Raw genomic sequence first — 25,404 nt, forward strand, 5'->3', positions numbered from 1 at the left:
ATGGATAATGAAGCTTTAATAGATTCTTTTTCAGATTTTAAAAGTGAAAAAAACATAGATAGAGTTAGTCTTATGGCTATTTTAGAAGAATCTATACGATGTGTATTAAGGAAAAAATATGATTCATCCAAAAATTATGATATTATTGTTAATCCCGATCAAGGAGATTTGGAAATTTGGAGAAATCGCATTGTAGTTAAAGATGGGATGGTAAAAGATCTTAATAAAGAAATAGAATTATCTACAGCACGAAAAATAGAAGTAGATTTTGAAATTGGAGAAGAAGTAACAGAAAAAGTAGAACTAAAATCTCTTGGAAGAAGAGCTATTTTAACCTTAAGGCAAAATTTACTTTCAAAAATAAATGAATTTGATTATACTAATACTTATAAAAAATTTAAAAATAAAATTGGTGAAATTATTCATGTAGAAGTATATCATATTTTACCAAATCAAATTATTATGAGAGATGAAGAACAAAATGAAATGGTTTTACCTAAAAAAGAACAAATTCCAAATGATTTTTTTCGTAAAGGAGATCCAGTTAGAGCATTGGTAAAAAGAATAGATTGGAAAGATAATAAACCTTTAGGTATTTTAACTAGAAAAGATGATTCCTTTTTGGAAGAACTTTTTAAATTAGAAATACCAGAGGTTTCTGAAGGATTAATAACTGTTAAAAAAGTAGCTCGTATTCCAGGTGAAAAAGCTAAAGTAGCAGTAGAGTCTTATGATGATAGAATCGATCCTGTTGGAGCTTGTGTAGGAATAAAAGGATCTAGAATACATCCTATTGTTAGAGAATTAAAAAATGAAAATATAGATGTTATAAATTATACAACTAATATACAATTGTATATAACAAGATCTTTAAGTCCTGCAAAAGTTTCTATGATGGAAATCCATGAGAAGAATAAATTCGTCAATGTCTATCTAAAATTAGATGAAATATCTAAAGCTATTGGAAAAGGAGGACAGAACATACGTTTAGCTAGTTTATTAACAGGTTATAAAATACATGTATTTCAAGATTTTCCTTATGAAGATGACGTAGAACTGACTGAATTTTCTGATGAAATCGAAAAAGAGGTTATTGAAAAATTTCATAAAATCGGTTTAAATACCGCAAAATCTATTTTAAATTCTATAAATAAAGATTTAAGTAAACGTACTAATCTTGAAGAAGAGATTATAAATAAAGTAGTTTCAATCTTAAAAAAAGAATTTGAAGAAGAATTAAATATATAATAAAATCATGATTTTTTACCTAAATTTTTATTTTTTTTCTTATGACTGATAAGATCAGATTAAAAACCGTATTAACTAAATTAAATATTTCTTTACAGAGAGTCATTAATTTTTTACAAAAAAAAGGGATTAAAATAGAAAATAATCCAAATACGAAAATAGAAGAACAAGTATACAAATTTTTGGTTAAAGAATTTCAGACTTATAAAGACATACGAGATGCTTCGGAAAAAGCTCTTATAAAAAATAGAATAGAAACGGAAAAAATAAAAGAAGAATTATTAAAATCTAAAAACAATACTCAAATTATTCGCGCAAAATCAGAAAATTTAATTGAATTGAAAAAAATAGGAAAAATAGATATTGATATATTAGATAGATCTCGTGATGAAAAAATTAAAGAACAAAAAAAATTTGGAAAAAAATCATCTGTAAAATATGAAAAAAATATCAAATCTTTTGTAGAAAAAAAAATAGATAAACTCATTACACATGATAATAATAAACATAAAAAAGATAAACCAGAACATATAGATACTATCTATAAGAAATTAGATGGAGTAATATTAACTGGAGATAGAATTGATTTATCTCAATTCGAGAAAAAAAAGAAACAAGAAAAAAATATTAAAAGAAGACGTAAAAGAATTAAAAAAGAAATTATTGTAGAGGATATAAAAAATCCTTTTACAAGAAGAAAAGAAGAAAAAAACAGAAAAAATTTCTTTAGAAATTCATTTTCTTTTGATAAAAAAGAGAGAATCAAAAAAAAGAAAACTTCATACAAGTTAGAAATAACAGACGAACAAATAGAAAAACAAATTAAAGAAACTTTAGAAAAAATTTCTTCAAAAGGAATAAAATCAAAAGCTTACAAAATTAGAAAAGAAAAACGTCAACATAAAAAGGAAAAAAGAATTTTACAAGACGAAATAGAAAACAAAAAACAAGAAAAAGTACTTAAAGTAGCTGAATTTACAACGGTTAATGAATTAGCATCTATGATGAATGTTAATGCTACAGATGTTATTGTTTCCTGTATGTCTTTAGGAATTATGGTAACCATGAATCAAAGATTAGATGCAGAAATATTGACATTAGTTTCAGACGAATTTGGATATAATGTAGAATTTGTAGGTCTAGATTTAGAGGAAGCAATACAAGATGATAAGGATTTAGAAGAAAATTTAGAAAAAAGACCTCCTATTATCACCGTAATGGGTCATGTTGATCATGGAAAAACGTCTTTATTAGATTACATCAGGAATACAAATGTTATTGCTGGAGAAGCGGGAGGAATTACTCAACATATAGCGGCTTATAGTGTTGAATGTTCTAATAAGAATAGTATTACTTTCTTAGATACTCCAGGACATGAAGCTTTTACAGCTATGCGTGCAAGAGGGGCACAAATAACTGATATAGCAGTCATAGTTATTGCTTCTGATGATCAGGTTATGCCTCAAACAAAAGAAGCTATTAGTCATGCTCAAGCAGCAAATGTTCCTATTATTTTTGTACTTAACAAAATAGATAAGATAAATTCACGTCCTGATAAAATTAGAGAGCAATTAGCAAATTTAAATTTTTTAGTTGAAGAATGGGGAGGAAAATACCATTCTCAAGAAATATCTGCAAGATTAGGGACCGGGATAAATAAACTCTTAGAGAAAGTCCTCCTAGTTTCCGAACTTCTTAATTTAAAAGCAAATCCAAATAAACCAGCAACAGGAACAGTTATAGAAGCTTCTTTAGATAAGGGTAGAGGTTATATAACAAGCATGCTTATACAATCTGGAACTTTAAATATAGGAGATTATGTATTAGCTGGAAGTCATCATGGGAAAGTAAAAAGCATGTTGGATGAACGAGGAAAAAATATTTTCTTAGCTGGTCCTTCTAAACCTATTACCATACTAGGACTAAATGGAGCTCCTGCCGCAGGAGATAAATTTAAAGTTTTTAAAGATGAAAAAGAAGCAAAACAGCTTGCATCAAGAAGAGAACAATTGAAGAGAGAACAAAACATAAGAGCTCAAAAACATTTAACTTTAGATGAAATAGGAAGACGTATAGCTCTTGGAGATTTTAAAGAACTTAAAATTATTCTTAAAGGAGATGTAGATGGATCCGTTGAAGCTCTATCAGATTCACTTCAAAAACTATCTATAAATACCATTATGGTAAGTCTTATATACAAAGGAGTTGGTCAAATAACAGAATCTGATGTTTTACTAGCTAGTGCTTCTGACGCTGTTATCATAGGATTTAATGTACGTCCTAATCATGGATCTAAGAATATGGCAAAAAAAGAAAATATAGAAATTAGAACTTATTCAGTCATCTATGATGTCATAAATGATATAAAAGAAGCGATGGATGGAATGTTGTCTCCTACAATAAGAGAAAAAATATTGGGAAATGCGGAAATAAGGGAAATATTTAAAATTCCAAAAATTGGAACTATAGCTGGATGTATGGTGATAGAAGGAAAATTATTACGTTATTCAAAAGTTAGATTAATTAGGGAAGGAATAGTAATTCATAATGGTCTTTTTACTTCTCTAAAACGTTTTAAAAAAGATATAAAAGAAGTATCTAAAGGATATGAATGTGGTATAGGAATAAAAGATCATCATGATCTTAAACCTGGAGATATAATAGAATCTTATGAAGAATTAAAAACTACTACTGTAAAAAAAATCCAAAAAAAATTAGTGAACTAACATGTTTTATAGAACACATAATTGTGGTGAACTGACAAAAAAAGATCTTGGTAAAAAAGTAGTTTTATCTGGATGGATAAAAAACATAAGAAACTTAGGTTCCTTATGTTTTTTAGATCTTAGAGATTTTTTTGGAATTATCCAACTTTTTTTTTCAAAAAAATTTATTATTAAAAATAAACAAGATCATATAGAATTAGGAAAAGAATTTTTAATTCAAGTGGAAGGTGAAGTAGTAAAAAGAAAATCTAAAAATAAAAAGATACCTACAGGAGAAATAGAAATACTAGTTTCAAAATTAGAAATTTTGAATTTTTCCTTATCTCCTCCTTTTCTTATAGAAGAAAAAACAGATGGAGATGAAGAAACTAGAATGAAATATAGATATCTTGATATTAGGAGAAATTCTATAAAAAATAATTTAATACTTAGACATAATATTTCTTTAGAAATACGAAATTATCTTTCTAATAACGGTTTTCTAGAAATAGAAACACCTATTTTAATAAATGAAACACCTGAAGGAGCTAGAAGCTTTGTTGTTCCTTACAGAAATCATAAGGGTCTGTTTTATTCATTACATCAATCTCCTCAATTATTCAAACAATTATTGATGATAGGAGGGATAGATAAATATTTTCAAATAGTAAAATGTTTTCGAGATGAAGATGCTCGTTCCGATCGTCAAATAGAATTTACACAAATAGATTGTGAAATGTCTTTTGTAGATATGAATGACGTTTTAAATTTTTTTGAAAAATTTATTAAGCATTTATTCAAGAAAATAAAAAATATTCAATTAGAACCTTTTAGATGTATTCCTTATACTAAATCTATTCAATGTTATGGAACAAATAGTCCTGATTTACGTTTTGAAATGGAATTTATCGAATTAAATGATTTTTTCTTAAAAAAAGGAATTTTTTCTTTCCAAAAAGAAAAATTAACAATAGGAATAAAAGTTCCTAATTTTGCTCATTACACATGTGATAAAATTAATTCTATTTTAAAAGGAATAAAAGAACTAAAAATTAACGAAAAAGAGATTTTTTGGATCAAATTTTTACCGAATAAAAAATTTTTTTCTTCTCAAAAAGAATTATTTAACAATGAAAACTGCAAAATCATTTTGCAATATTTTAAAGCAGTACCTGGAGATTTATTATTCATTATTCATGGAAAAAGAAAAGAAACAAGAGAAAAAATGAGTAAAATTCGTCTAGAAATGACAAAAATTTTAAATGTAAAAAATACTAAAATATATAAACCTATATGGATTATAGATCTTCCTCTTTTAGAATGGAACGAAAAATCTAAAAAATTTAAATCTTTTCATCATCCTTTTACAAGTCCAGTAAAAGAAGATTTACATTTTTTAGATGAAGAAAAAAAAGAAAATATAGAAAATATTCGTGCTAACTCCTATGAGTTGATCATAAACGGAGTAGAAATAGGAGGAGGTTCTATACGAATTCATAATAAAAAAATACAAAAATCTATTTTTAAACATTTAGGATATTCTGAAAAAGAAATAGAATATGAATTTGGTTTTTTCAATAAAGCTTTAGAATACGGAGCTCCTCCTCATGGTGGTATTGCTTTTGGATTAGATAGATTATTAGCTATATTAGAAGGAAATGAAAATATAAAAAATTTTATCGCTTTTCCAAAAAATAATTCTGGAAGAGATTTAATGATCAATACTCCATCCACTTTAAAAAATGAAAAATTAAAAGAATTAAATCTAAAATAATTTTTTCATATACAACTATTTTTATATCTTAAAGAAGATTCTTTGTAAATAAGAATAGCTTCTTCTTGATTTTTCCAATCTCCTATTTTTACTTTTTTCTTTTCTAAATCTTTGTATACTAAAAAGAAATGTTCAATTTCTTTTTTAGAATGAAATGAAATTTCATCAATATTGTTGATAGTATTATAATTTGGATCTGATAGAGGAACACAAATAATTTTTTCATCTTCTCCCTTTTCGTCTTTCATAAAGAAAACCCCTATTGGCTTTACTTTTATTAAACATCCAGGGATGGTTGGTTCTGTTAAAAAAACTAAAACATCCAATGGATCACCATCTTTTGAAAGAGTTTTTGGAATAAAACCATAATCTGTAGGATAACTCATAGGAGAATATAAAACTCTATCTAACCGAATAAAATGATTTTTTTTATCAAATTCATATTTATTTCTACTTCCTTTTGGAATTTCTATTAAAACATCGAAAGTAATTATTTTCATATTATTTTTGTATAACAATTGAATTTTTCTAAATATAACGCTACTTTTTTTGCAAATCCTCCACCTAAAACTCCATCAATTACTCTATGATCATAAGAATGAGACAGATAAACTTTATGCCTTATTCCAATAAAATCACCTTCTGGAGATTCTATTATGGATAATTTTTTCTGTATTAAACCTATAGCCATAATAGCAACCTGTGGCTGATGTATTATTGGTGTTCCAAAAAGATTACCAAAGCTACCTATATTACTAATAGTATAAGTTCCACCTTTAGTTTCATCAGGTTTTAATTGATTAGATCTAGCTCTTTTTATTAAATCATTAATAATTTTTATTAAACTTCCTAAACTATAGGAATCTGCATTTTTAATAACAGGAACTATCAAATTTCCATTAGGTAATGCAGTTGCTAATCCTATATGAATATTTCTTTTCTTGATAATATTAGTTCCATGAACAGAAATATTAATCAAGGGATGATCCTTTATTGCTTTAACTACACATTCTACAAAAACAGACATTAATGTTAATTTTTTTCCTGTTTTTTTTTGGAAAATATCTTTTATTTTATCTCTCCATTTTACAATATTTGTCACATCTGCTTCTACAAAAGAAGTCACATGTGCAGATATATTTTTGCTTTTGATCATGTTAGAAGCTGTTATCTTACGAATTCTATCCATCTCAACTATTTCTTCTTCTTCTGCTTTATGATAAAGAATAGAATCTTTTTTATTTTTTTTAGAAAAAGTGACATAATTAGGATAAATAATTTTATTACATTTTTTTAAATGAATATATTCTATAATATCCTTTTTACTTACTCTATTCTTATATCCAGTCCCTACTATAGATTCTAATTCAGATAAACTTAATCCTTCCTTATGAGCTATAGTTCTAACTAAAGGAGAATAAAAACGTTTATAGCCTTTACTTAATTGATTTTCTGTTTCTATAATGGCAATAGAACTTCCTACCTTAGCTACTTCATTTGAAGAAAACAATTTTTTTTTCAATATTCCGTTTACAGGAGAAGAAATCTCAGTATCTATTTTATCTGTAGCAATTTCTACTAAAATGTCTTCTTTTTTTACATAATCTCCTTCGTTTTTTAACCAACGAATGATGGTAGCCTCAGCTATACTTTCCCCCATGGATGGAAGGGTCAAATTATACTTGGCCATCTAAACTTATCCTTTTATATTATTATTTTTGTTTAAAAAAAAATCAAATTAAAATATGAAAATTCTTTCGTTAAACCAAATAAAAGATGCAGATCAATATTGTATTGATAACGAAGATATTTCGTCCATAGAGTTAATGGAAAGAGCAGCAAGAAAATGTTATGACTGGATAATTAATTTTTTTGATAAAAAACTTAAAAAAGTTATTTTATTAGCAGGAAGAGGAAAAAATGGTGGAGATGGCCTTTCTTTAGCTAAAATGTTATCCGAACATGGAATTATAGTTACTATATATGAACTAAACATATCCAATAATATTTCCAAAGAATTTATTTTTACCAAAAAAAAAATCATAAAATACGGAATAGAGTTAAAATATATTAATGATGGAGATCCATATCCTTCTTTTAAAAATGAAGGAGATTGTATAATTGATGCTATTTTTGGAATAGGATTAAATCGTCCTATTAACAACCCTTATTGGATTTCTTTTTTTCATTTTATAAATGAAAAAAAATTTAAATATGTTATATCTATAGATGTTCCTTCTGGACTTTTTATAGAAGAAAAAAAAGATATTCTTTACAAAAGAATAATAAAATCTACTCATACCTTAACTTTTCAAGTCCCAAAACTTCCCTTTTTTTTTCCTGATTATGAAGATTATATTGGAAAATGGTTTCTATTAGATATTGGATGGAAAGAAGAGTATACACATCATATGTCCGTAAAAAATTTCTTTATAGATAAAAAAAGTATTCATTCTATATACAAAAAAAGAAAAAAGTTTACTCATAAAGGAAATTACGGTCATGGACTTCTTATAGGAGGTAAATATGGGATGATGGGTTCTATGGTCCTTTCAGCTAAAGCATGTCTTCGAATCGGTATTGGAAAATTGAGCGTATATGTCCCAAGTTGTGGATATCAAATAATCCAAACTCTTATTCCAGAAGTTATTGTAGTAACAGATCCAAAAAAATATTTTATAAGTAAAATACCTACTCAAAATCTTTCTTCTGTCAATACTATTGGAATAGGAATGGGGATAGGAAAAAATCCTGAAACTTCTTTTGCTCTAGAAACTTTTTTAAAGAAAAATAAAAAAAAATCCTTGGTAATAGACGCAGACGGAATAAATATACTATCAGATAGAGTAGAATTACTTTCTTATCTTCCTGAAGAGACTATTCTTACTCCACATTATAGAGAATTTTCTAGATTATATGGAACTTGGATTAACGATTATCAAAAACTGGATAAAATAAAAGAAATATCAATTCGATATACCATTTATATAGTATTGAAAGGTGCTCATACAGTAATTTCAACTCCTGATGGTGAACTTTATTTTAATAGCACAGGAAATCCAGGAATGTCAACAGCAGGAAGTGGAGATGTTCTTACAGGAATTATTACTGGTTTATTATCTCAAGGTTATTCACCTAAAGAATCATGTTTATTAGGAGTTTATATACATGGATTATCTGGAGATTTAGCTTCCATGGAAAAAACAGAAGAATCCATAATAGCTGGAGATATTATAGATTACATAGGTAAATCTTATCAAAAAATAAGAAAATAAAAAAAAGGAAATATTTTTTATTTATTTTATCGTAGGATAAGACGATATCCTATTGTATACACAAGAATTAGAATACAAGTGAAAAAACTTGCTTTAAAAAATAAATCTCCATTTTTTATATAAAATGTCTTTTTTCTATTAAGAAAAATTTTATGAGATAAAACACCTTCTTTTCCATATGGAAGAGAAGAAATAATTTCTCCTTTTTCATTGATAACGCAAGAAACTCCTGTATTAGCTGATCTCGCTATATATTTCCTATTTTCAATAGCTCTAAGACGAGCATAATATAAGTGCTGTTTATGCCCTTGTGAAAAACCCCACCATCCATCATTAGTGATGATAACTATAAAATCTGCATTTTTTCTAAAAAATTTGGAAACATATTCTCCAAAAACAGATTCGTAGCATATAATAGGTGCTATTTTAATATCTAAATCAGGATGTACAAATACATTTTGTATATTCTGTTTTCCATGTTCCATTACTATTCCTCCAAAATTCAGTAAAATGTTTCCTAATATAGGATAAAGAAATTTTTTATAAGGAAAAGTTTCCACTCCTGGAACTAATTTATATTTATGATGAATACTAATATCATTAGAATTTCCAATTTGAATAATTGAATTAAAAATATCTAACCATTGTATACGATTTTTAAAAAAAATTGGAATAGAAGTTTTGCTTTTCTTCTCTTTATTAGAATAAAGACTATATGATTCTATCCCTGTAATAAACACAGAATTTGGATATTTTTTAATAGACTTTTTAAATATAGAAATTAATTTATTTTTAGATATCTTATTTATAGATATTTTACCATACCTAAATCCAGGTAATGTTGTTTCAGGAGCTATTATAAAAGTTTTTTTTACAAAATATTTTTTCTTATCTATTAAATTTTTAATTTTTATAATTAGTTTTCCCGTAGATATTTTATATTTTTCATGATATGGATCAATATTTGGTTGTAAAATAAAAACATCTGCTGTTTTTTTGTTTTCATTTGTATATGTTATATATATGTAGTTAGAAATGAAAATTAGAAAAAATATTATTCCTATATTTATTAATATATTTTTATAAAAAATTAATTTATTCTGATTTTTATGATAGATTCTTATAGAATTCATAAATCCTATATTCACACACCATACCCATAATGTTCCACCTAAAGATCCTGTATATTCATACCATTGAATCCATTCCGTCTGGTTAGAAAAACCATTTCCTAAATTTAACCAAGGCCAAGATAATTCCCATTCTAAATGCATTTTCTCAAATGATATCCAAAAACAAACTAAAAAAAGATAGCCTATTCTTTTGCTTTCTACTTTTTTTCTTATAAATGAATAAGAAATAAAAATCATAGACATCAAAAAAGAATTAATAAGAATAGGGATTAAATAAGCTTCTACAGAAAAAAATCCATTAGGTTTTCTTGCATAAGAAAGCCACCATGTAGAACGCCCATTCCATATTAAAAAGGATAGAAAAGACCAAATAAAAATACCTTTACAAGAAGGATGATCTTCTATATATAAAAGAGGAATAAAAGCTATAAATAGAAATAAAGGATGACCATCAGTAGGCCAACCTAATCCTAATAAAATTCCTGAAAAAATACTATATAAAAAAAATTTTATCTTCTATAGATGATTTGTTAATCGAATATTTTTCCATAGTGGAGCTGGCGGGATTTGAACCCGCGTCCAAACAAGTATGAAAAAGGATTTCTACATATTTATCCAAATATTATTTTTTCAGATTAATATCGGTATTTGGATACCTAATTTTAATCTTAGATTCTGAAAAAATTAATAGGAAAACATAAGAATCATCCGTTTTCTTATTCTTGTATTTTGAGTACCTCTATGTCAGAAATCACAAGAAAAAATTTCCGAGAGATATTTTGCTTCTGTATTTTGATTCACAGATAAAACTTAAATGAAATATATTATTATTTCATTAAGCAGCAAAAGCGTATTGTTTTTCGCCATTTATATATTTGTAACGAGGTATTTACGTGTATCACCTTACGTAACACGATATGCTTTCCTTCCATCATAACAATCTTGCTGTCTATTCCTGATATCAGCCCCTATTCGTTTTTTTTTTCAAGATAAGATAAGTTGAAGGAAGATAAGAAAAATATTTTAAAACAAAAAATTTATTAGTTTATAGTAAACTAGTTTGATTAGATAAATCTAATCTGATAAAAATAAATAATAAAATAGTAAAAGACCAAAGAGATGACCCTCCGTAACTGAAAAATGGTAAAACAATTCCTATTGTAGGAAATAACCCCATAACCATACCTAAATTTATGATAAAATGTATGAAAAAAATATTTCCAACTGAATATCCAAAAATTCTTCCAAAAATATTTTTTTGCCTTTCTGATAAAAAATATATCCGACTAATAAATAATAAATAAAAAACAATTAAGGTTACACTTCCTATGAATCCCCATTCTTCTCCTACCGTACAGAAAATGTAATCTGTATGTTGTTCAGGAACAAATTTACCTTTTGTAATTGTTCCTTTTTTATATCCTTTTCCAAAAAATTTACCAGAACCAATTGCTGTTTTAGAATAAAGAAGATTATATCCTACATTTTCTCTATATTTTTTATCAAATTCATTTTTAAATAGAATATTAATTCTATCCTTATGATGTTTTTTCAAAAAATTTTGATAAAAAAATGGAGAAATAAAAACGAAAATGGAAAAAAAGATAAAAAAAATGAAGTAAAAAAATATGTCATTTATAGATCTTTTTTTTTTTAGAAATAAAAAAAGCAAAAAAATTGTAAATAAAAAAAATATAATAATCCAAGATGATATGTTTAATGATAAAAAAAATAAAAAAATTGAAACAAAAGCATAGAATAAAAAAAATATAGATAAACCTTCTCTATACAGAGTAAGAATAAAGGAAAAAAAGACTATAGATGATCCTGGATCTGGTTGAAGAAATATTAGAATCATTGGCAATAATAACGTTATAATTATATATAATAGAGTTTTTTTATTTTTTTTAATATCGCTATTTTCTTGGCTCATAATATGAGAAATCATTAAAGATGTTGATATTTTAGATAATTCGGAAGGTTGAAAACTTATAGGACCAAAAACATACCAGGATTTCGATCCATTTATATTTTTACCGAAAAAAAAAACCCCAATTAAAAGAAGTAATGTAAACAAGAAAAAAAATGGAGAAAAATATTTATAATGTATAGGTTTAAATAAAAAAACGATAAAAATACAGCAAAAGCTCAATACTATCCATATTATCTGTTTTTCCGCTTTTTCATAAGAAACAGAATATAGATTCATATACCCGAAGAAAATCATAAAAATATAAATGACAATAATACAAAAATCTATATTTCTTAATAATATTTTATTTCTCCTTATTTTCAAGATAATTTTAAAATTTAAAAAATTTATCTTTTTTTCATTTTTGCTATATAATTATAAACTTCTTCTAAACCTGATGTCATTATTTTTTTTTCCAGATTTTTTCTATGTACACAATTTCTAATATATTTTTCAGCAATAAGACTAGCTATAGGACCAGCCCAACGAGATCCAAAGCCTCCATTTTCTATAATTACAGAAATAGCTATTTTAGGATTTTCTACTGGAGCAAACAAAATAAATATAGAATGGTCTGGAAGATGAATTATTTTATGATTTAACTTAATAAAATTTTGAGAAGTTCCTGTTTTTCCTGCCATTCTAATATCAGAAGATTTAAAATTTCTACCAGTTCCAATTACAAAAACCTTTTCCATTCCATGGATAATTAAATCAAAATACTTTTTTTTTACTTTTGTATATTTTGCTGAATTATAATTAGAATTTTCGATAGGTTTATGATTAATATATTTTACAATATGTGGAGTATAAAAAAAACCTTTATTAGCTATAGCGCAAGTCATATTAGCTAATTGAATAGGTGTTACATTAATCTCTCCTTGTCCGATGCTATTTGAAATTATTGTTAGAGCATTCCATTTTGTATATCCATATTTTTTATTATAATATTCTCCAGAAGGAATAATTCCTTTCTCTCCTGTTGCTAAATCATTATAAAAATAATTTCCAAAACCAAAACTTTTAATAATATCACACCATTCATTTACTCCTTTTGTTAAATTTTTTGGATATTTTTCAATCACTCGTTTATATACTTTTGCAAAGTAAGTATTACATGAAACAGCAACAGCCGTTTCTAATCCTATTGGATAACCATGAAAACCAGAATGACAGTGAATCTTTTTTTTCCCGTATTTGAATCCTTTATAACATATAAAAGTCGTATTTTTATTTACTACTCCCATTTGAAGACCAACTAATTCCGTTAATAATTTAAAAGAAGAAGCAGGTGGATAACGTGCTTGTGTCGTTCTATCTAATAAAGGATAATCTATTCTATTTTCAATTAATTTTTTGAATTCCTTAGAACGATTAATTCCTACAAATAAATTAGGATTGTTTATTGGACTAGAAACAAGAGAGAGAATCTCTCCAGTTTTAGGATTAATAGCTACTATTCCTCCTTTTTTATGATACATTAATTTTTCTGCATAATTTTGCAATTCCCAATCAATAGTTAATGAAATATCATTTCCACTAACAGCTTTTATATTATTCTTTTTATTATTATAACTTCCTATAATACTTCCGTTTTTATCTTTTATCCAATATTTAACACCTTTTTTACCTCTCAATATTTTTTCATAAGATTTTTCTACTCCAGCCCAACCTATAAAATCTCCCATTTGATAATAATTGGATTCTTTTTTAATAACTTCTTGAGTTACTTCACCTATATATCCAAATATATTAGCTGCACTTTCTACTTTGTAATCTCTAAAAGATCGTTTTGTCCAGTCAAAACCTTTAAACTTATAAAGTTTTTCCTGTATAGTAGCAAATTTTTCTTTTGAAATAAAAGAAAGAAAAACAGAAGGTAAATACTTTGAATAATCTTTTGCTTTTTTTAAATTTTTATAAAATGTTTCTTTTTCTATCCCCAATAAATTACAAAATTCTACGATATTAAAATGTTCATCAACATGCATAGGAACAACTATTAGTTCATAAATAGATTTATTAAAAACTAATAAATTATTTTTTCTATCAAAAATATAACCCCTCTCAGGGATGATAATTTCTTGTTTTATAGAAGTATTAAATGCGTTTAATATATATTTTTCAGTATATATTTGTATATAAAACAATCTTATTATAAAAATTAAACCTATAGAACTTAGTAGAATGTAAAATACGTATAACTTTTTCAATGTTTAATTTTTCTAAAAAAAAAATATATAATACATAAAATTGTTGTAAAAATACTGCTAAATACAGTTTTCAGTAAAATTATATTATTAAAATGAGAAGTTTTTATTATTTCTAATATCAATAAAGAAAAATGGTGAGTGCTAATTAACGAAAATAAATAAAGAATTTTTCTTAGAAAAGGTAAATCATAAGTAGAAAAATTTTTTTGATTAATGAAATTTTTTCCATCAAAAAATTGTATAAATTTTAATCTAAAAAAAGAAGAAAAGGTTAAAGAAAAAGCATGTATTCCTCCTGAATTCATGCAAAAATCTATAATACATCCAGTTATAAAAGAAAAAAACAAAAAAATAAATTTATTTCCAGAATAAGGATAAATGAATATAAAAAGCACATATATATATATGTACCACCATCCATAAAGAATTGGATTTAATATAGATATCTGAACCAAACATAGAATAAAAATAGAAAAGATCTGTATGAAAAAATTCTTAATAGAATTCATTATTTTTTTTCTTCTTTAGGATGAATATTATTCCATTCCTTTCTGAATAAATTTTTCACAACATAAGCATTTTCTATAGTAGAAAAATTAGAAAAAAGTTTCACCTTTATTATGTAATTAGCACGATCTTCATCAAGTTTATAAGAATCAACTTTACCAATTGGAATACCCTCAGGAAAAGTAGCAGATTTTCCATCTGTTTCTACTATATCTCCATTAGAAAAAAAAGAATATCTAGATATATCATACAATACAACATATTCATGGTTTAATCCATCCCAGCTAATTGTCCCAAAATATTTATTTTTTCTTAGTCTAGCATTAACTTTAATTTTTGCATTCAAAAGAGAAATAGCTATACTAAAATGTGGAGATGTTTTGGTTATAATTCCTGCTATTCCATCAGATAAAATGATCCCCATATCTATCCTAATTCCATCTAAACTACCTTTATTAATAGTTATATAATTTTCTTGTTGATGAATGCTATTATTAATAATTTTAACAGGTGTATAAACATATTGTTGTAAATAAACTACATTATCTTCATTAAAATCTTTAATGACTTTTTTGATTTTAGAAGAAAAAGATGAATGACGTAAACTTATATTTTCATTTATCAATCTTTGATTTTCAACTTCCAATAAAAAATATTGACGTAATTTATAAATAGATTCATAGATATTTCCTATAATAAAATTAGAAGATCCAGTATATATATACTGATAAAGTTTATTTTTTGAATTTGAGAAAGAAAGAAAAATAGCTGATAATTCTAACAAAAGAAAAAAAAGAAAAAAACGCCATTTTAGTAAAAAATTGAAAAATTCACGCATAATAAAACACCTATTTCATTAAAAATGTAAATTTATCAATATTTTTTAAAGCTACTCCTGTCCCTTTAACCACAGCTCTCAAAGGATCCTCTACTAAATAAACAGGAAGACCCGTTTTTTTAGAAATTCTTTTATCTAATCCTCTCAGAAGAGATCCACCTCCAGCCATATATATCCCTGTTTTGTAAATATCAGCAGCAAGTTCTGGAGGAGTTCTAGATAAAGTTTCCATAACTGCATCTTCTATACGTAAAATAGATTTATCAAGAGCAGGAATTGTTTCTATATAAGAAATATTCATTTCTTTAGGTTTACCTGTAGCTAAATCTCTTCCTTGTATATGAATATCATCAGGTGGATTTTCTATATTTTCTAAAACTGAACCTATATCTATTTTAATCTTTTCGGCTGTCCTTTCTCCTATATACAAATTATATTTAGTACGTAAAAAATACGATATATCATTAGTAAAAACATCTCCAGCTATTTTTATGGATTTTTGACAAACAATACCTCCTAAAGCTATGACTCCACATTCTGTTGTCCCTCCTCCTATATCTATAATCATATTACCTTCAGGTTTAGTAACAGAAATACCAGAACCAATAGCTGCAGCCATAGGTTCTTCAATTAAATAAACTTCTTTTGCATTAAGGTGTTGAGCAGAATCTTTAACAGCCCTTTTTTCAACTTCTGTAATTCCAGATGGAATACAAATTACCATAGTTAGTGAAGGTGTAAATAATTTTTTATTTATTCCTGGAATTTTTTTTATAAATTCTCTAATCATAAGTTCGGCTACTTGGTAATCTGCTATAACTCCATCTTTTAATGGTTTGTATATTTTTATATTTTCATGAGTTTTTCCTTGCATTTGTTTAGCTTCTTCTCCTACTGCCAATACTTTTTTTGTTCTTATATCTATAGCTATGATAGAAGGTAGATCTACTATTACTTTATTCTTATGCATGATAAGAGTATTGGCTGTCCCTAGATCTATAGCTATTTCTTGAGAAAATAAATTATTCATAAAATCAACTATGCCCATGTTTTTATCATGAAAAAATTTATTCAATTTAAATAAAAAATAATTACATTAAGTATCCACTTTTTTAAGTTTTTTATTAAAATGAAAGATTTACTTGAAAGAACATAGTGTTTTTTTATTGCAAGGGAGTAATAAAGGAAATAAAAGAAAATATCTAGATAGTTCTTTAACTCTTATTTATAAAAAAATAGGAAGGATCATTTCTAAATCTTCTCTTTTCGCATGCGAAGGGTGGAATATGGATGAAAATACACCTATTTTTTATAATAGAGTTTTACATATAAAAACTTTACATTCTCCTATTGATATATTAAAAAATATAACTGAGATAGAAAACCTTTTAGGAAGAAATCCTAAAAAAAAGAATTTATTAAAAAAATATGAAGACAGAGAAATAGATATAGATATTTTATTTTATGATCGTATCATAATTAAAAGTTTTATTTTAACTATACCACACCCTTTATTACATTTTCGTAGATTTATTTTAGAACCTATGTGCGAAATAGCCCCTAATAAATTTCATCCAATATTTCATTTAACTATATTAGAAATATTAGGTTTATGTATAGATCATTGCAAAATTAAAAAGTTAAAAAAATAAATTTTAAATAAAACCTAAATAAAGGTGTTTAGAACAATAATAATATTTCTATCATTTATCTTTTCTTATGAAAAAAATGAAGATTTAAAATCAAAAGAAAAATCTATAAATACAATAAATTCAAAGATAAAGATTAAATATAGTTCTGATAGACAAGAACATAATATAGAAAAAGGAATTTCTTATTTAAATGGTAATTCTTTGATAGAATATCTTGATACAAAAATAAAGTCTGAAAATATAGAATTTAACTGGAAAAAGAAATATATAAAAACTATGGGAAATAAAGAAAAACCAGTTATTATACAAAAAGGGGATTTTTATTTTTCCATATCTAATTTTTTTTACATGAATTTAGATAATAAAAAATGGATCGCTAAAGATGTACATATTCAAAAAAAAAAAGATTATGCTATTATAGCTGAATCTTTTAAAAAAGAAAAAAATTATAGTTTTTTAAAAAAAGTTGTATATATTTCAGATCCATATTTTTTACACAAAAAAGAAAAAAATCCTGATTTTTATTTAAAAACTGATTATATAAAATATTTTCACAAAAAAGAAACAGTACTTACTGGACCTATTTTTTTCTACTTTCATCAAGTTCCCTTACCTATATTCATTCCATTTTTATATATTCCTATAAAAAAAAATGGAATTTCTTCTTTTTATGGAATAAATTATCCAAAAATAGGAGTAAAAAAGAATAAATTATATATAGATAACATTGGTATATTTTTCCCAATTTCTATTTTCAATTTTAAATTAATAGGATCTACATATGGAATTTCGGAATGGAAATTCCGTACTGAAATTGAATATAAATTGAAAAAATTAGGATATAATGGACATCTTCTTTTTAATTATCAATTTTTTTCAAAAAAAAGAACAAATAATTATCAACTAAATTGGAAAAAACATGAAAATACAAAATTTAACTCTAAAGTAGAACTTCATGCAGATATCAATTATGATAAATCAAATTTTTTAGGAAAAGAAACAAATATTCCAAATATAGGATTAAAAAAAAAGATGAAAAATGTTTATTTATTAAATATGGATGTTTATATGATCAAAAATAAAAAAGAAACCCTATTCCATCTTCCTGATATTAATCTTTTTTTTAGAGAAAAAAGATCTTTTTCAAAAGAAAAATTTTTTTTACGTTCATTTTATATAGATTATAAGATAAATACACATAATTCAATTTATTATAAGTACCCTTTCAAAAAAAAAGAAGAATCATTTTTTCATACTACTGAAATAGATAATACTATAAATTTATCTACAAATTTTCCTATTATTTTTTCTTATCCATATATAAAAATATCACCAAATATTTATTATAAAGGTCATTCTTCATGGTTTTTTTTACATTGTAAATCTTTATATCAAATTATTGATTTTTCTATGGATTTTTTATTTCCTTCTATGGAGAAGATTTTTATTTTGGATAAAAAATCTTCTTTTTTAATGGAACCTAAAATATCACCTATGTTTTCATTTAAAATAGATTCTTTTTTTCCTATTTTCCTTCAAAAAAAAGAAGATAAAAATTTTTTTACTGACACTTTTCTTGGTATTAAGAGTAGTAATAGCAGAATAATAATAGATCTATTATTAGATAATAACTTAGAATTAAAAATAAAAACTGAAAAAAGTTCAGAATACAAAAAAATTAAAATACTTGAATTTTTTAAAATTCATTCTTCTTATATCTTTTATGAAAATTTTTTGATGTGGGATAAATTTCATATAACTGGATACACGAATTTTACAAAAAAATTTGGAGTAAAATATGAAGGAAAAATTAGTTTTTTTCATAATAATAAAAAAAATAAAATGAATTTTAATTTTTATGAAAAAAAAGATGGAAAATACGAATTCAATTTGTCTTTTCGATATTATTTGATGAATAATAATATTCTTCTTAATAAAAATGAAAATAATAAAGATTATGTTAATGATAACCATTGTTTTAAATATTCAATTCCAATTGAATTAAAAATTGAATATTTCGAAAAAAATGAAAAAAATAAAAACATTTATTATTTTCTTCATAATTTTTTAATGATAAAAGGATTGATTGAATTAACTAAATACTTTAAAATAGAAATGCATACCAATTATGATTTATTAAAAAATAAAATTACTTTAGCTAAAGTAATTTTTTATAGAGATTTAAGAAGTTTTAAAATAAATTTTAATTGGACACCTATAGGAGAAAAAGATCCATTTTGGTCTTTTTTTATTGGAATAAAAGATCCAAATTTAAGTGATATTATACAATACAAAGTAACAAATAATTAATGAAACATTTTCATGAAAAAAAAATTTTAAGTAAAATACCTACTTTAGGTCCATATAGTTCATGTTTACTGATAGAAAACTTTTTATTTGTTTCTGGTCAAATAGGAATAGATCCAAAAACTAAAAAATTGATTAATATTACCATAGAACAGGAAACAGATAGAGTTATGAAAAATTTGGAAATTATTCTTTTAGAAAGTGGAATAAATTTTAAAGATGTTATAAAAACGTCTATTTTTATAAAAAATATAGAAGACTTATCTAAAATAAATTTTTCCTATTCTAAATTTTTTCATAATTGTTATCCTGTTAGAGAAACAATACAAGTTTCTGGACTTCCAAAAAACGCAAATATAGAAATATCTTTAATAGCATATAAAAAAAATTAAGATGAAAAATTTTTTTTTCTTGTGTCTATTAAATCTAGTATATTTTTATCAAGTTTTTTCTCAAGAAAAAAAAGAAATAAAACTAATTCATGCGGATTTTATACATAAAAACGAAAAAAAATCCAAATTTTTTATAATAGGAAATGTTCATTTCAAATATAAAAAATATCATCTTTTTTGTGATAAAGCTGTTTATTACAAAAAAAACGATATTTTCCATGGATATGGAAATATCCAATTTAAATCAAATGAAAATAGAATTTTTTCTCAAGAAATAGAATGTTCTAGAAAAAAAAAAAATATAAAAATTACAGGAAAAGTTGTTTTTTTTCATCATAATATAAAAATAACATCGAATTCAATAATTTATAATTATGAAAAAAAAATATTTCAAGCTATAAAAAATGTTGTTCTTCATTTTAAAAATGAAATGAAATTGTCTACCAATATTCTAGAATATAATATTCCAAAAAAATTTTTTATCTATAAAAATGGAGGATCTATTTTTCATGGAAACTGTACTATTTTTAGTGAAAGAGGAATGTTTTTTCCTACAGAAAAAAAAGCAGAAGTTAAATATAATGTTAAATTATTATTACATAATTATACAATATTATCTAATTCAATAGAATATCTCTTAAAAAAAGATGAAATACATTTCATTAGTCCTACTGTTATTGAGATAAATAAAACGAATAATTTTTTTTATATAAGAGATGGTTTTTTTTTTCCAAAAAAAGAAGTTTTCTTATCTAAAAAATATTGTATAATTCATTATAATGGTAAAATAGTGACAGGAAAATATTTTTTCTTAAACAGAAGAAAAAAAATTGGATACATTAAAAATGTAATTGTCGAAGAAAAAAATAAAAAAACTTACTTTTTTGGAGATGAAGGCTATTTTGATTTTGTTATAGGATTGTTTTCTTTTAGAAAAAATTCTTTTTTTATAAAAATATTTAAAAACAACTTTTTCTATATTCATTCCGATATTATTAATGTATATATAAAAAACAATAATGTTTATTTAATTAAAGTATTACCTGTAAAAAGTTTTTTTCTTAATGAAAATATTCAAGGAATATCTGATTATATGGAATATAAAGAGATAGATAAATCTATCAAATTCATTGGAAAACCTTTTTTTTGGATAAAAAATCAGCAATTTAACGGAGATACTGTTTTTTTTCATCTAAAAAAAGATTTTTTTTTAGATTCATTAAAAATTTTAAAAAATTCTCTTTATATAAAAAAAATAAATTCAATAGATTTTAATCAAATACAAGGAGAAACTATGATTGGTTTTTTTCAAGAAGAAAATAAATTAAAAAAATTTTTTGTTAAAAAAAATGTAAAGAGTATAATTTATATCTATTCTTCTGATAAAGAAAATAAAATAATCAATAAATCTTCTTGTGAATTTCTATCTGTAAATATAGAAAAAGGAAAAGAAATAAATAAAATATCATGTTTAGATAATACGACTTCTGAAGTTTTTTTTCTAAAAAAGGAATCGTCTACAAAAAAAGATGAACTAAAGTTTTTTCTTCCAAACTTTTCATGGAAAGAAAAAGAAAAACCAAAAAACAAAAAAAATTTTCTATTAAAAAAAATAAAAAAGTATAAAAAAGAAAATATTATAGAAAGAAAAAAAATAAATAAAATAAAAAAAATCAGATTTTTATGAAAAAATTAGAGACTGATTTTATAAAATACCAAACTCAAGTCAGATCTAATCCTATGAAATTAATAATAGATTATGCTGATGGTAATTATATCTATGGAAAAGATGGAAAAAAATATTTAGATTTTGTAGCAGGAATATCCGTTAATACTCTTGGCCATGGGAATAAAGAAATAAAGAAATCTATAAAGGATCAAGTAAATCAATATTTACATACTATGGTCTATGGTGAATTTATACAGGAACCTTGTGTTCAACTTTGCAAAAAGTTATCAGAAAATACACCATATCCATTAAACACGACTTATTTATTAAATACAGGAACTGAGGCTGTTGAATGTGCATTAAAATTAGCTAAATATTATACAGGAAAAGAAGAAATTATATCTTGTAAAAATTCTTATCATGGGAGTACCCATGGCTCTATGAGTCTTATGAATGATGAAAATAAAAAAAGAGTATTTAGACCTCTCCTTCCACTTATTAAATTTACAAAATTTAATAAAATAAAAGAATTAAAATCTTTAATAACCAATAAAACAGCTTGTGTTATTTTAGAAACGATCCATAGTGGTTTAGGAATAACATTACCTACTATCTCTTTTTTAAAAGAAGTAAAAAAAGAATGTAAAAAACATAAAGCTTTGATGATTTTAGATGAAATCCAAACCGGTTTTGGAAGAACAGGAAAATTATTTGCTTTTGAACATTATGATATTGTTCCTGATATACTTATAATGGGAAAAGGAATGGGAGGAGGAATGCCTATTAGTGGACTGATGTCATCCGAAATAATTATGAAAAATTTTTCTCTATTACCTATGAATCATTTAACTACATTCGGAGGAAATGTATTATCTGCAGTAGCATCTTTAAGCACATTAAATCAACTTATTAATTATAAAATAATGGATGATATTTTTATAAAAGAAAAATTAATAAGGAAATATTTAGTCCATAACCAAATTAAAAACATTCATGGAAAAGGTCTTTTTTTATCTTTTGAATTAAAAGAAAAGAATAAAATAAATAAAGTATTAAATTCTTGTTTAAAGAAAGGATTAATTTTATTTCATTTTTTATTCAATAATAACTTCTTGAGAATAACTCCACCATTAACCATTACAGAAGAAGAAATAAAAAAAGGTTGTTCTATTATTATAGAAAGTTTAAATGAACTTGATTAATTAGTATTAGATATTAGAATAGTAAAATGATATCCATTGAGATTTTTTATTGAATTATCTTATAATGGTAAATATTACCATGGATGGCAAATACAGAAAAAGGTAAAATCTGTAGAAGAAAAATTAGAATATTGTTTATCTAAATTATTAAGTACATCTATTAACATAATAGGAGCTGGAAGAACGGACAAAGGTGTTCATGCTCGACAAATGTTTGCTCATTTTGACTTTGAAGAAAAATTAGATAGTAATTTAACTAAAAGGTTAAATATTTTTTTACCTAAATCAATCCATGTTATCAATATTTTTCCAGTTAAAAAATATGCTCATGCTAGATTTCACGCTTTAAGTAGAACTTATAAATACTATTTAATAAGTGAAAAAAATCCATTTATACAAGATTTTTCTTGGTATTATATCTATCCATTAGATTTTATACGAATGAATAAAGCCTCTAAAATTTTAATGAGATATAAAAATTTTAGTTCTTTTTGTAAAAAAAGAAAAGATAGAAAAAGTGATAATATATGTGAAATATATTATGCTCATTGGTCAAAATATAAAACTCATTTCTGTTTTACCATTCAAGCTAATAGATTTTTAAGAAATATGGTTAGATCAATTATTGGGACTTTGGTAGATATAGGACGATCTAAAATAAGTATCAATGAATTTATAAAAATTTTAGAATTAGAAAATCCTATTTATCGTAATAGTCAGATAGCTCCTCCATACGGTTTATTTCTTACGAAAATTATTTATCCAGAAGATATATTTTATGATAGTGAAAAAAAATAAGGAAAGATCTTCTTTAAAGAAGTTATTAAAAATTAGTTTAAAATATAAATTCATCCTTATATCTACAATTTTTTTTTCTATATTAATTTCTTTTATATCTGCTTACCGTCCTAAATTAATACAAAAAGCTATAGATTTACATATAGTTTATAAGGATTTTTTTGGACTAAAAAATATTTTAATATGGATTGTATTACTTCTTTTCTTAGAAAGTGTATTCCATTTCATTTTACTATATTTATCTAATATTTTAGCACAAAATGTAATCAAAGAAGTTAGAATTAAACTATTTCAAAAATTATTACATTTTAACAATTCTTTTTTTAATCAAACACCTATAGGAAAACTTGTTTCTTATTCCGTTTCTGATATAGAAACTATTACCGTAATTTTTAATGATGGGATACTACTTGTATCTGGTGATTGTTTAAGAATTATGATGATTATCATTATGATGTATACTGTACATAAAAAATTATCTCTTATTGTTTTTTTAACTATACCTCTTATGTATGTTATTACTCGTTTTTTTCAAAAAACACTAAAAAAAACTTTTCATGAAGAACGTACATATACTTCTCTACTAAATAGTTTTTTACAAGAAAATATTATAGGAATGTCTATTATACAACTTTTTCATAAAGAAAAAGAAGAACTTTTAAAGTTTAAAACTATTAATTATAAATTAATGAATGCTCATTTTAAGACAATATTTTATTTTTCTATTTTCTTTCCTATAGTTGAATTCATTTCCGCAATAACAATCAGTCTTGTTATATTTTACGGAGGTTTTTATTCTAATGTATACTTAATAAATAAGGTAAAACCTGGACAAATTATTGCTTTTATTTTTTTTATTTATCTTCTTTTCCGTCCTATGCGACAAATGGCAGATAGATTTAATATTATCCAAAGGGGGATAGCAGGAATAGAACGTATTTTTTCTATATTGAATTCTGATAAAAATATTGTTAATAAAGGAAAAATAAAAATAAGAAAATTAAAAGGACATATAGTATTTAAAAATGTATTTTTTTCCTACAAGAAAAGAGAAAATGTGTTAAACGGAATTTCATTTGAAATTAAACCAATGGAAAAAATAGCTATAGTAGGGTCAACTGGTTCTGGAAAATCTAGCATAACACATCTAATTTCTAGATTATATGATATAAAAAAAGGAAAAATATTTATTGACGGACATCTTATTCAAAGGATAGAATTAAAAAGTTTAAGATCTCATATAAGAGTAGTCACGCAGGATCCTTTTTTATTTAATGATTCTATTATAAACAATATTACTTTAGGTGATTTTTCTATCAAAAAAGAAAAGATAGAAGAAATGGCAAGAAAAATAGGAATACATAGATTTATTAAATCACTACCTAGTGGTTATGAACATATAGTTCAAGAAAGAGGTGGTGTTTTATCACTTGGAGAAAAACAGCTTATCTCTTTTTTAAGAGCACAAATGCATCCTTATTCTGTATTAATTTTAGATGAAGCTACGGCTTCTTTAAATCAAGAATTGGAAGAATTAATTTATCATGCTACAAATTATTTAACTAAAAACAAAACTTCTATCATCATTACACATCGTCTTTCTACATTGAAAAATGCAGATAAAATTATGGTTATCAATAATGGATTTCTTGTAGAAGAAGGAACTCATAAACATTTAATTAAAATAAAAGGATATTATGCCGATTTATATAAATAAAA

19 protein-coding genes and 1 other RNA gene are annotated in these 25,404 nt (G+C 24.2%); 12 read left to right on the forward strand and 8 right to left on the reverse strand.

The genetic code is table 11. The features are described from left to right. Genes nusA through aspS form a run of 3 tightly spaced genes read left to right on the forward strand, consistent with a single transcriptional unit; the run spans position 1 to position 5,727 of the window. A complete protein-coding gene (nusA, locus tag H0H78_RS00005) occupies positions 1-1,248 on the forward strand; it encodes a transcription termination factor NusA (protein ID WP_194295599.1) in 1,248 nt (415 codons plus the stop codon). 41 nt (positions 1,249-1,289) lie between these two features. Then, positions 1,290-3,974, forward strand: a complete 2,685-nt coding sequence (infB, locus tag H0H78_RS00010; protein WP_185850996.1) for a translation initiation factor IF-2 — start codon at positions 1,290-1,292, stop codon at positions 3,972-3,974. Between the two features lies 1 nt (position 3,975). Continuing rightward, entirely contained in the window at positions 3,976-5,727 is a 1,752-nt protein-coding gene (aspS, locus tag H0H78_RS00015; RefSeq protein ID WP_185850997.1) for an aspartate--tRNA ligase, read from the forward strand. Between the two features lie 5 nt (positions 5,728-5,732). On the opposite strand, the gene H0H78_RS00020 is transcribed toward aspS, so the two are convergent. Together H0H78_RS00020 and H0H78_RS00025 are read right to left on the reverse strand one after the other, a co-directional pair. Next, positions 5,733-6,227, reverse strand: a complete 495-nt coding sequence (locus tag H0H78_RS00020) for an inorganic diphosphatase (protein WP_185850998.1) — start codon at positions 6,225-6,227, stop codon at positions 5,733-5,735. Then, complete coding sequence (locus H0H78_RS00025) at positions 6,224-7,417, reverse strand: dihydrolipoamide acetyltransferase family protein (protein WP_185850999.1); 1,194 nt, start codon at positions 7,415-7,417, stop codon at positions 6,224-6,226. Before H0H78_RS00025 ends, H0H78_RS00020 begins: the two co-directional genes overlap by 4 nt. A gap of 55 nt (positions 7,418-7,472) precedes the next feature. Here H0H78_RS00025 and H0H78_RS00030 point away from each other — a divergent pair, with 55 nt between their 5' ends. Continuing rightward, positions 7,473-9,002, forward strand: coding sequence for an NAD(P)H-hydrate dehydratase (locus tag H0H78_RS00030; protein WP_185851000.1), 1,530 nt, complete (start codon positions 7,473-7,475; stop codon positions 9,000-9,002). A 26-nt stretch (positions 9,003-9,028) separates the two neighbouring features. On the opposite strand, the gene lnt is transcribed toward H0H78_RS00030, so the two are convergent. From lnt to mrdA, 4 genes are all read right to left on the reverse strand, one after another. Then, the gene (lnt, locus tag H0H78_RS00035; RefSeq protein WP_185851238.1) at positions 9,029-10,648 is read right to left on the reverse strand and encodes an apolipoprotein N-acyltransferase; all 1,620 of its coding nucleotides are present in this window, start codon (positions 10,646-10,648) and stop codon (positions 9,029-9,031) included. Positions 10,649-10,684: 36 nt separating this feature from the next. Beyond that, positions 10,685-11,104: a transfer-messenger RNA gene (gene ssrA / locus H0H78_RS00040) on the reverse strand. Positions 11,105-11,180: 76 nt separating this feature from the next. Beyond that, positions 11,181-12,344, reverse strand: coding sequence for a rod shape-determining protein RodA (gene rodA / locus H0H78_RS00045; RefSeq protein ID WP_238783754.1), 1,164 nt, complete (start codon positions 12,342-12,344; stop codon positions 11,181-11,183). Positions 12,345-12,454: 110 nt separating this feature from the next. Continuing rightward, on the reverse strand, positions 12,455-14,320 hold the full coding sequence (mrdA, locus tag H0H78_RS00050; RefSeq protein WP_185851001.1) for a penicillin-binding protein 2: 1,866 nt from the start codon (positions 14,318-14,320) through the stop codon (positions 12,455-12,457). Between the two features lie 213 nt (positions 14,321-14,533). On the opposite strand from mrdA, the gene H0H78_RS00055 reads away from it, so the two are divergent. Next, a complete protein-coding gene (locus tag H0H78_RS00055; RefSeq protein WP_185851002.1) occupies positions 14,534-14,692 on the forward strand; it encodes a hypothetical protein in 159 nt (52 codons plus the stop codon). Positions 14,693-14,828: 136 nt separating this feature from the next. Here the strand turns inward: H0H78_RS00055 and mreC are convergent, their stop codons facing one another. Beyond that, entirely contained in the window at positions 14,829-15,665 is an 837-nt protein-coding gene (gene mreC, locus H0H78_RS00060; RefSeq protein ID WP_185851003.1) for a rod shape-determining protein MreC, read from the reverse strand. A 10-nt stretch (positions 15,666-15,675) separates the two neighbouring features. Further along, on the reverse strand, positions 15,676-16,713 hold the full coding sequence (locus H0H78_RS00065) for a rod shape-determining protein (RefSeq protein ID WP_185851004.1): 1,038 nt from the start codon (positions 16,711-16,713) through the stop codon (positions 15,676-15,678). A gap of 94 nt (positions 16,714-16,807) precedes the next feature. Between H0H78_RS00065 and folK the strand changes: the two genes are divergently transcribed. Genes folK through H0H78_RS00100 form a run of 7 tightly spaced genes read left to right on the forward strand, consistent with a single transcriptional unit; the run spans position 16,808 to position 25,402 of the window. Beyond that, on the forward strand, positions 16,808-17,317 hold the full coding sequence (gene folK / locus H0H78_RS00070) for a 2-amino-4-hydroxy-6-hydroxymethyldihydropteridine diphosphokinase (protein ID WP_185851005.1): 510 nt from the start codon (positions 16,808-16,810) through the stop codon (positions 17,315-17,317). 24 nt (positions 17,318-17,341) lie between these two features. Beyond that, positions 17,342-19,627, forward strand: a complete 2,286-nt coding sequence (locus H0H78_RS00075) for a putative LPS assembly protein LptD (RefSeq protein WP_238783756.1) — start codon at positions 17,342-17,344, stop codon at positions 19,625-19,627. After that, positions 19,627-20,016, forward strand: coding sequence for a Rid family detoxifying hydrolase (locus H0H78_RS00080; protein WP_185851006.1), 390 nt, complete (start codon positions 19,627-19,629; stop codon positions 20,014-20,016). The genes H0H78_RS00075 and H0H78_RS00080 overlap by 1 nt, the downstream gene beginning before the upstream one ends. Position 20,017: 1 nt before the next feature. Further along, positions 20,018-21,703: an OstA-like protein gene (locus H0H78_RS00085; RefSeq protein ID WP_185851007.1), complete on the forward strand. Its 1,686-nt coding sequence runs from the start codon at positions 20,018-20,020 to the stop codon at positions 21,701-21,703. Further along, positions 21,700-22,887, forward strand: coding sequence for an aspartate aminotransferase family protein (locus H0H78_RS00090; protein WP_185851008.1), 1,188 nt, complete (start codon positions 21,700-21,702; stop codon positions 22,885-22,887). The genes H0H78_RS00085 and H0H78_RS00090 overlap by 4 nt, the downstream gene beginning before the upstream one ends. 36 nt (positions 22,888-22,923) lie before the next feature. After that, on the forward strand, positions 22,924-23,685 hold the full coding sequence (gene truA / locus H0H78_RS00095) for a tRNA pseudouridine(38-40) synthase TruA (RefSeq protein WP_185851009.1): 762 nt from the start codon (positions 22,924-22,926) through the stop codon (positions 23,683-23,685). After that, entirely contained in the window at positions 23,666-25,402 is a 1,737-nt protein-coding gene (locus H0H78_RS00100; RefSeq protein WP_238783757.1) for an ABC transporter ATP-binding protein, read from the forward strand. The genes truA and H0H78_RS00100 overlap by 20 nt, the downstream gene beginning before the upstream one ends. Positions 25,403-25,404: the final 2 nt, after the last annotated feature.

The sequence above is a fragment of the Blattabacterium cuenoti genome (genome assembly GCF_014251235.1).
Classification (GTDB): domain Bacteria; phylum Bacteroidota; class Bacteroidia; order Flavobacteriales; family Blattabacteriaceae; genus Blattabacterium; species Blattabacterium cuenoti_AF.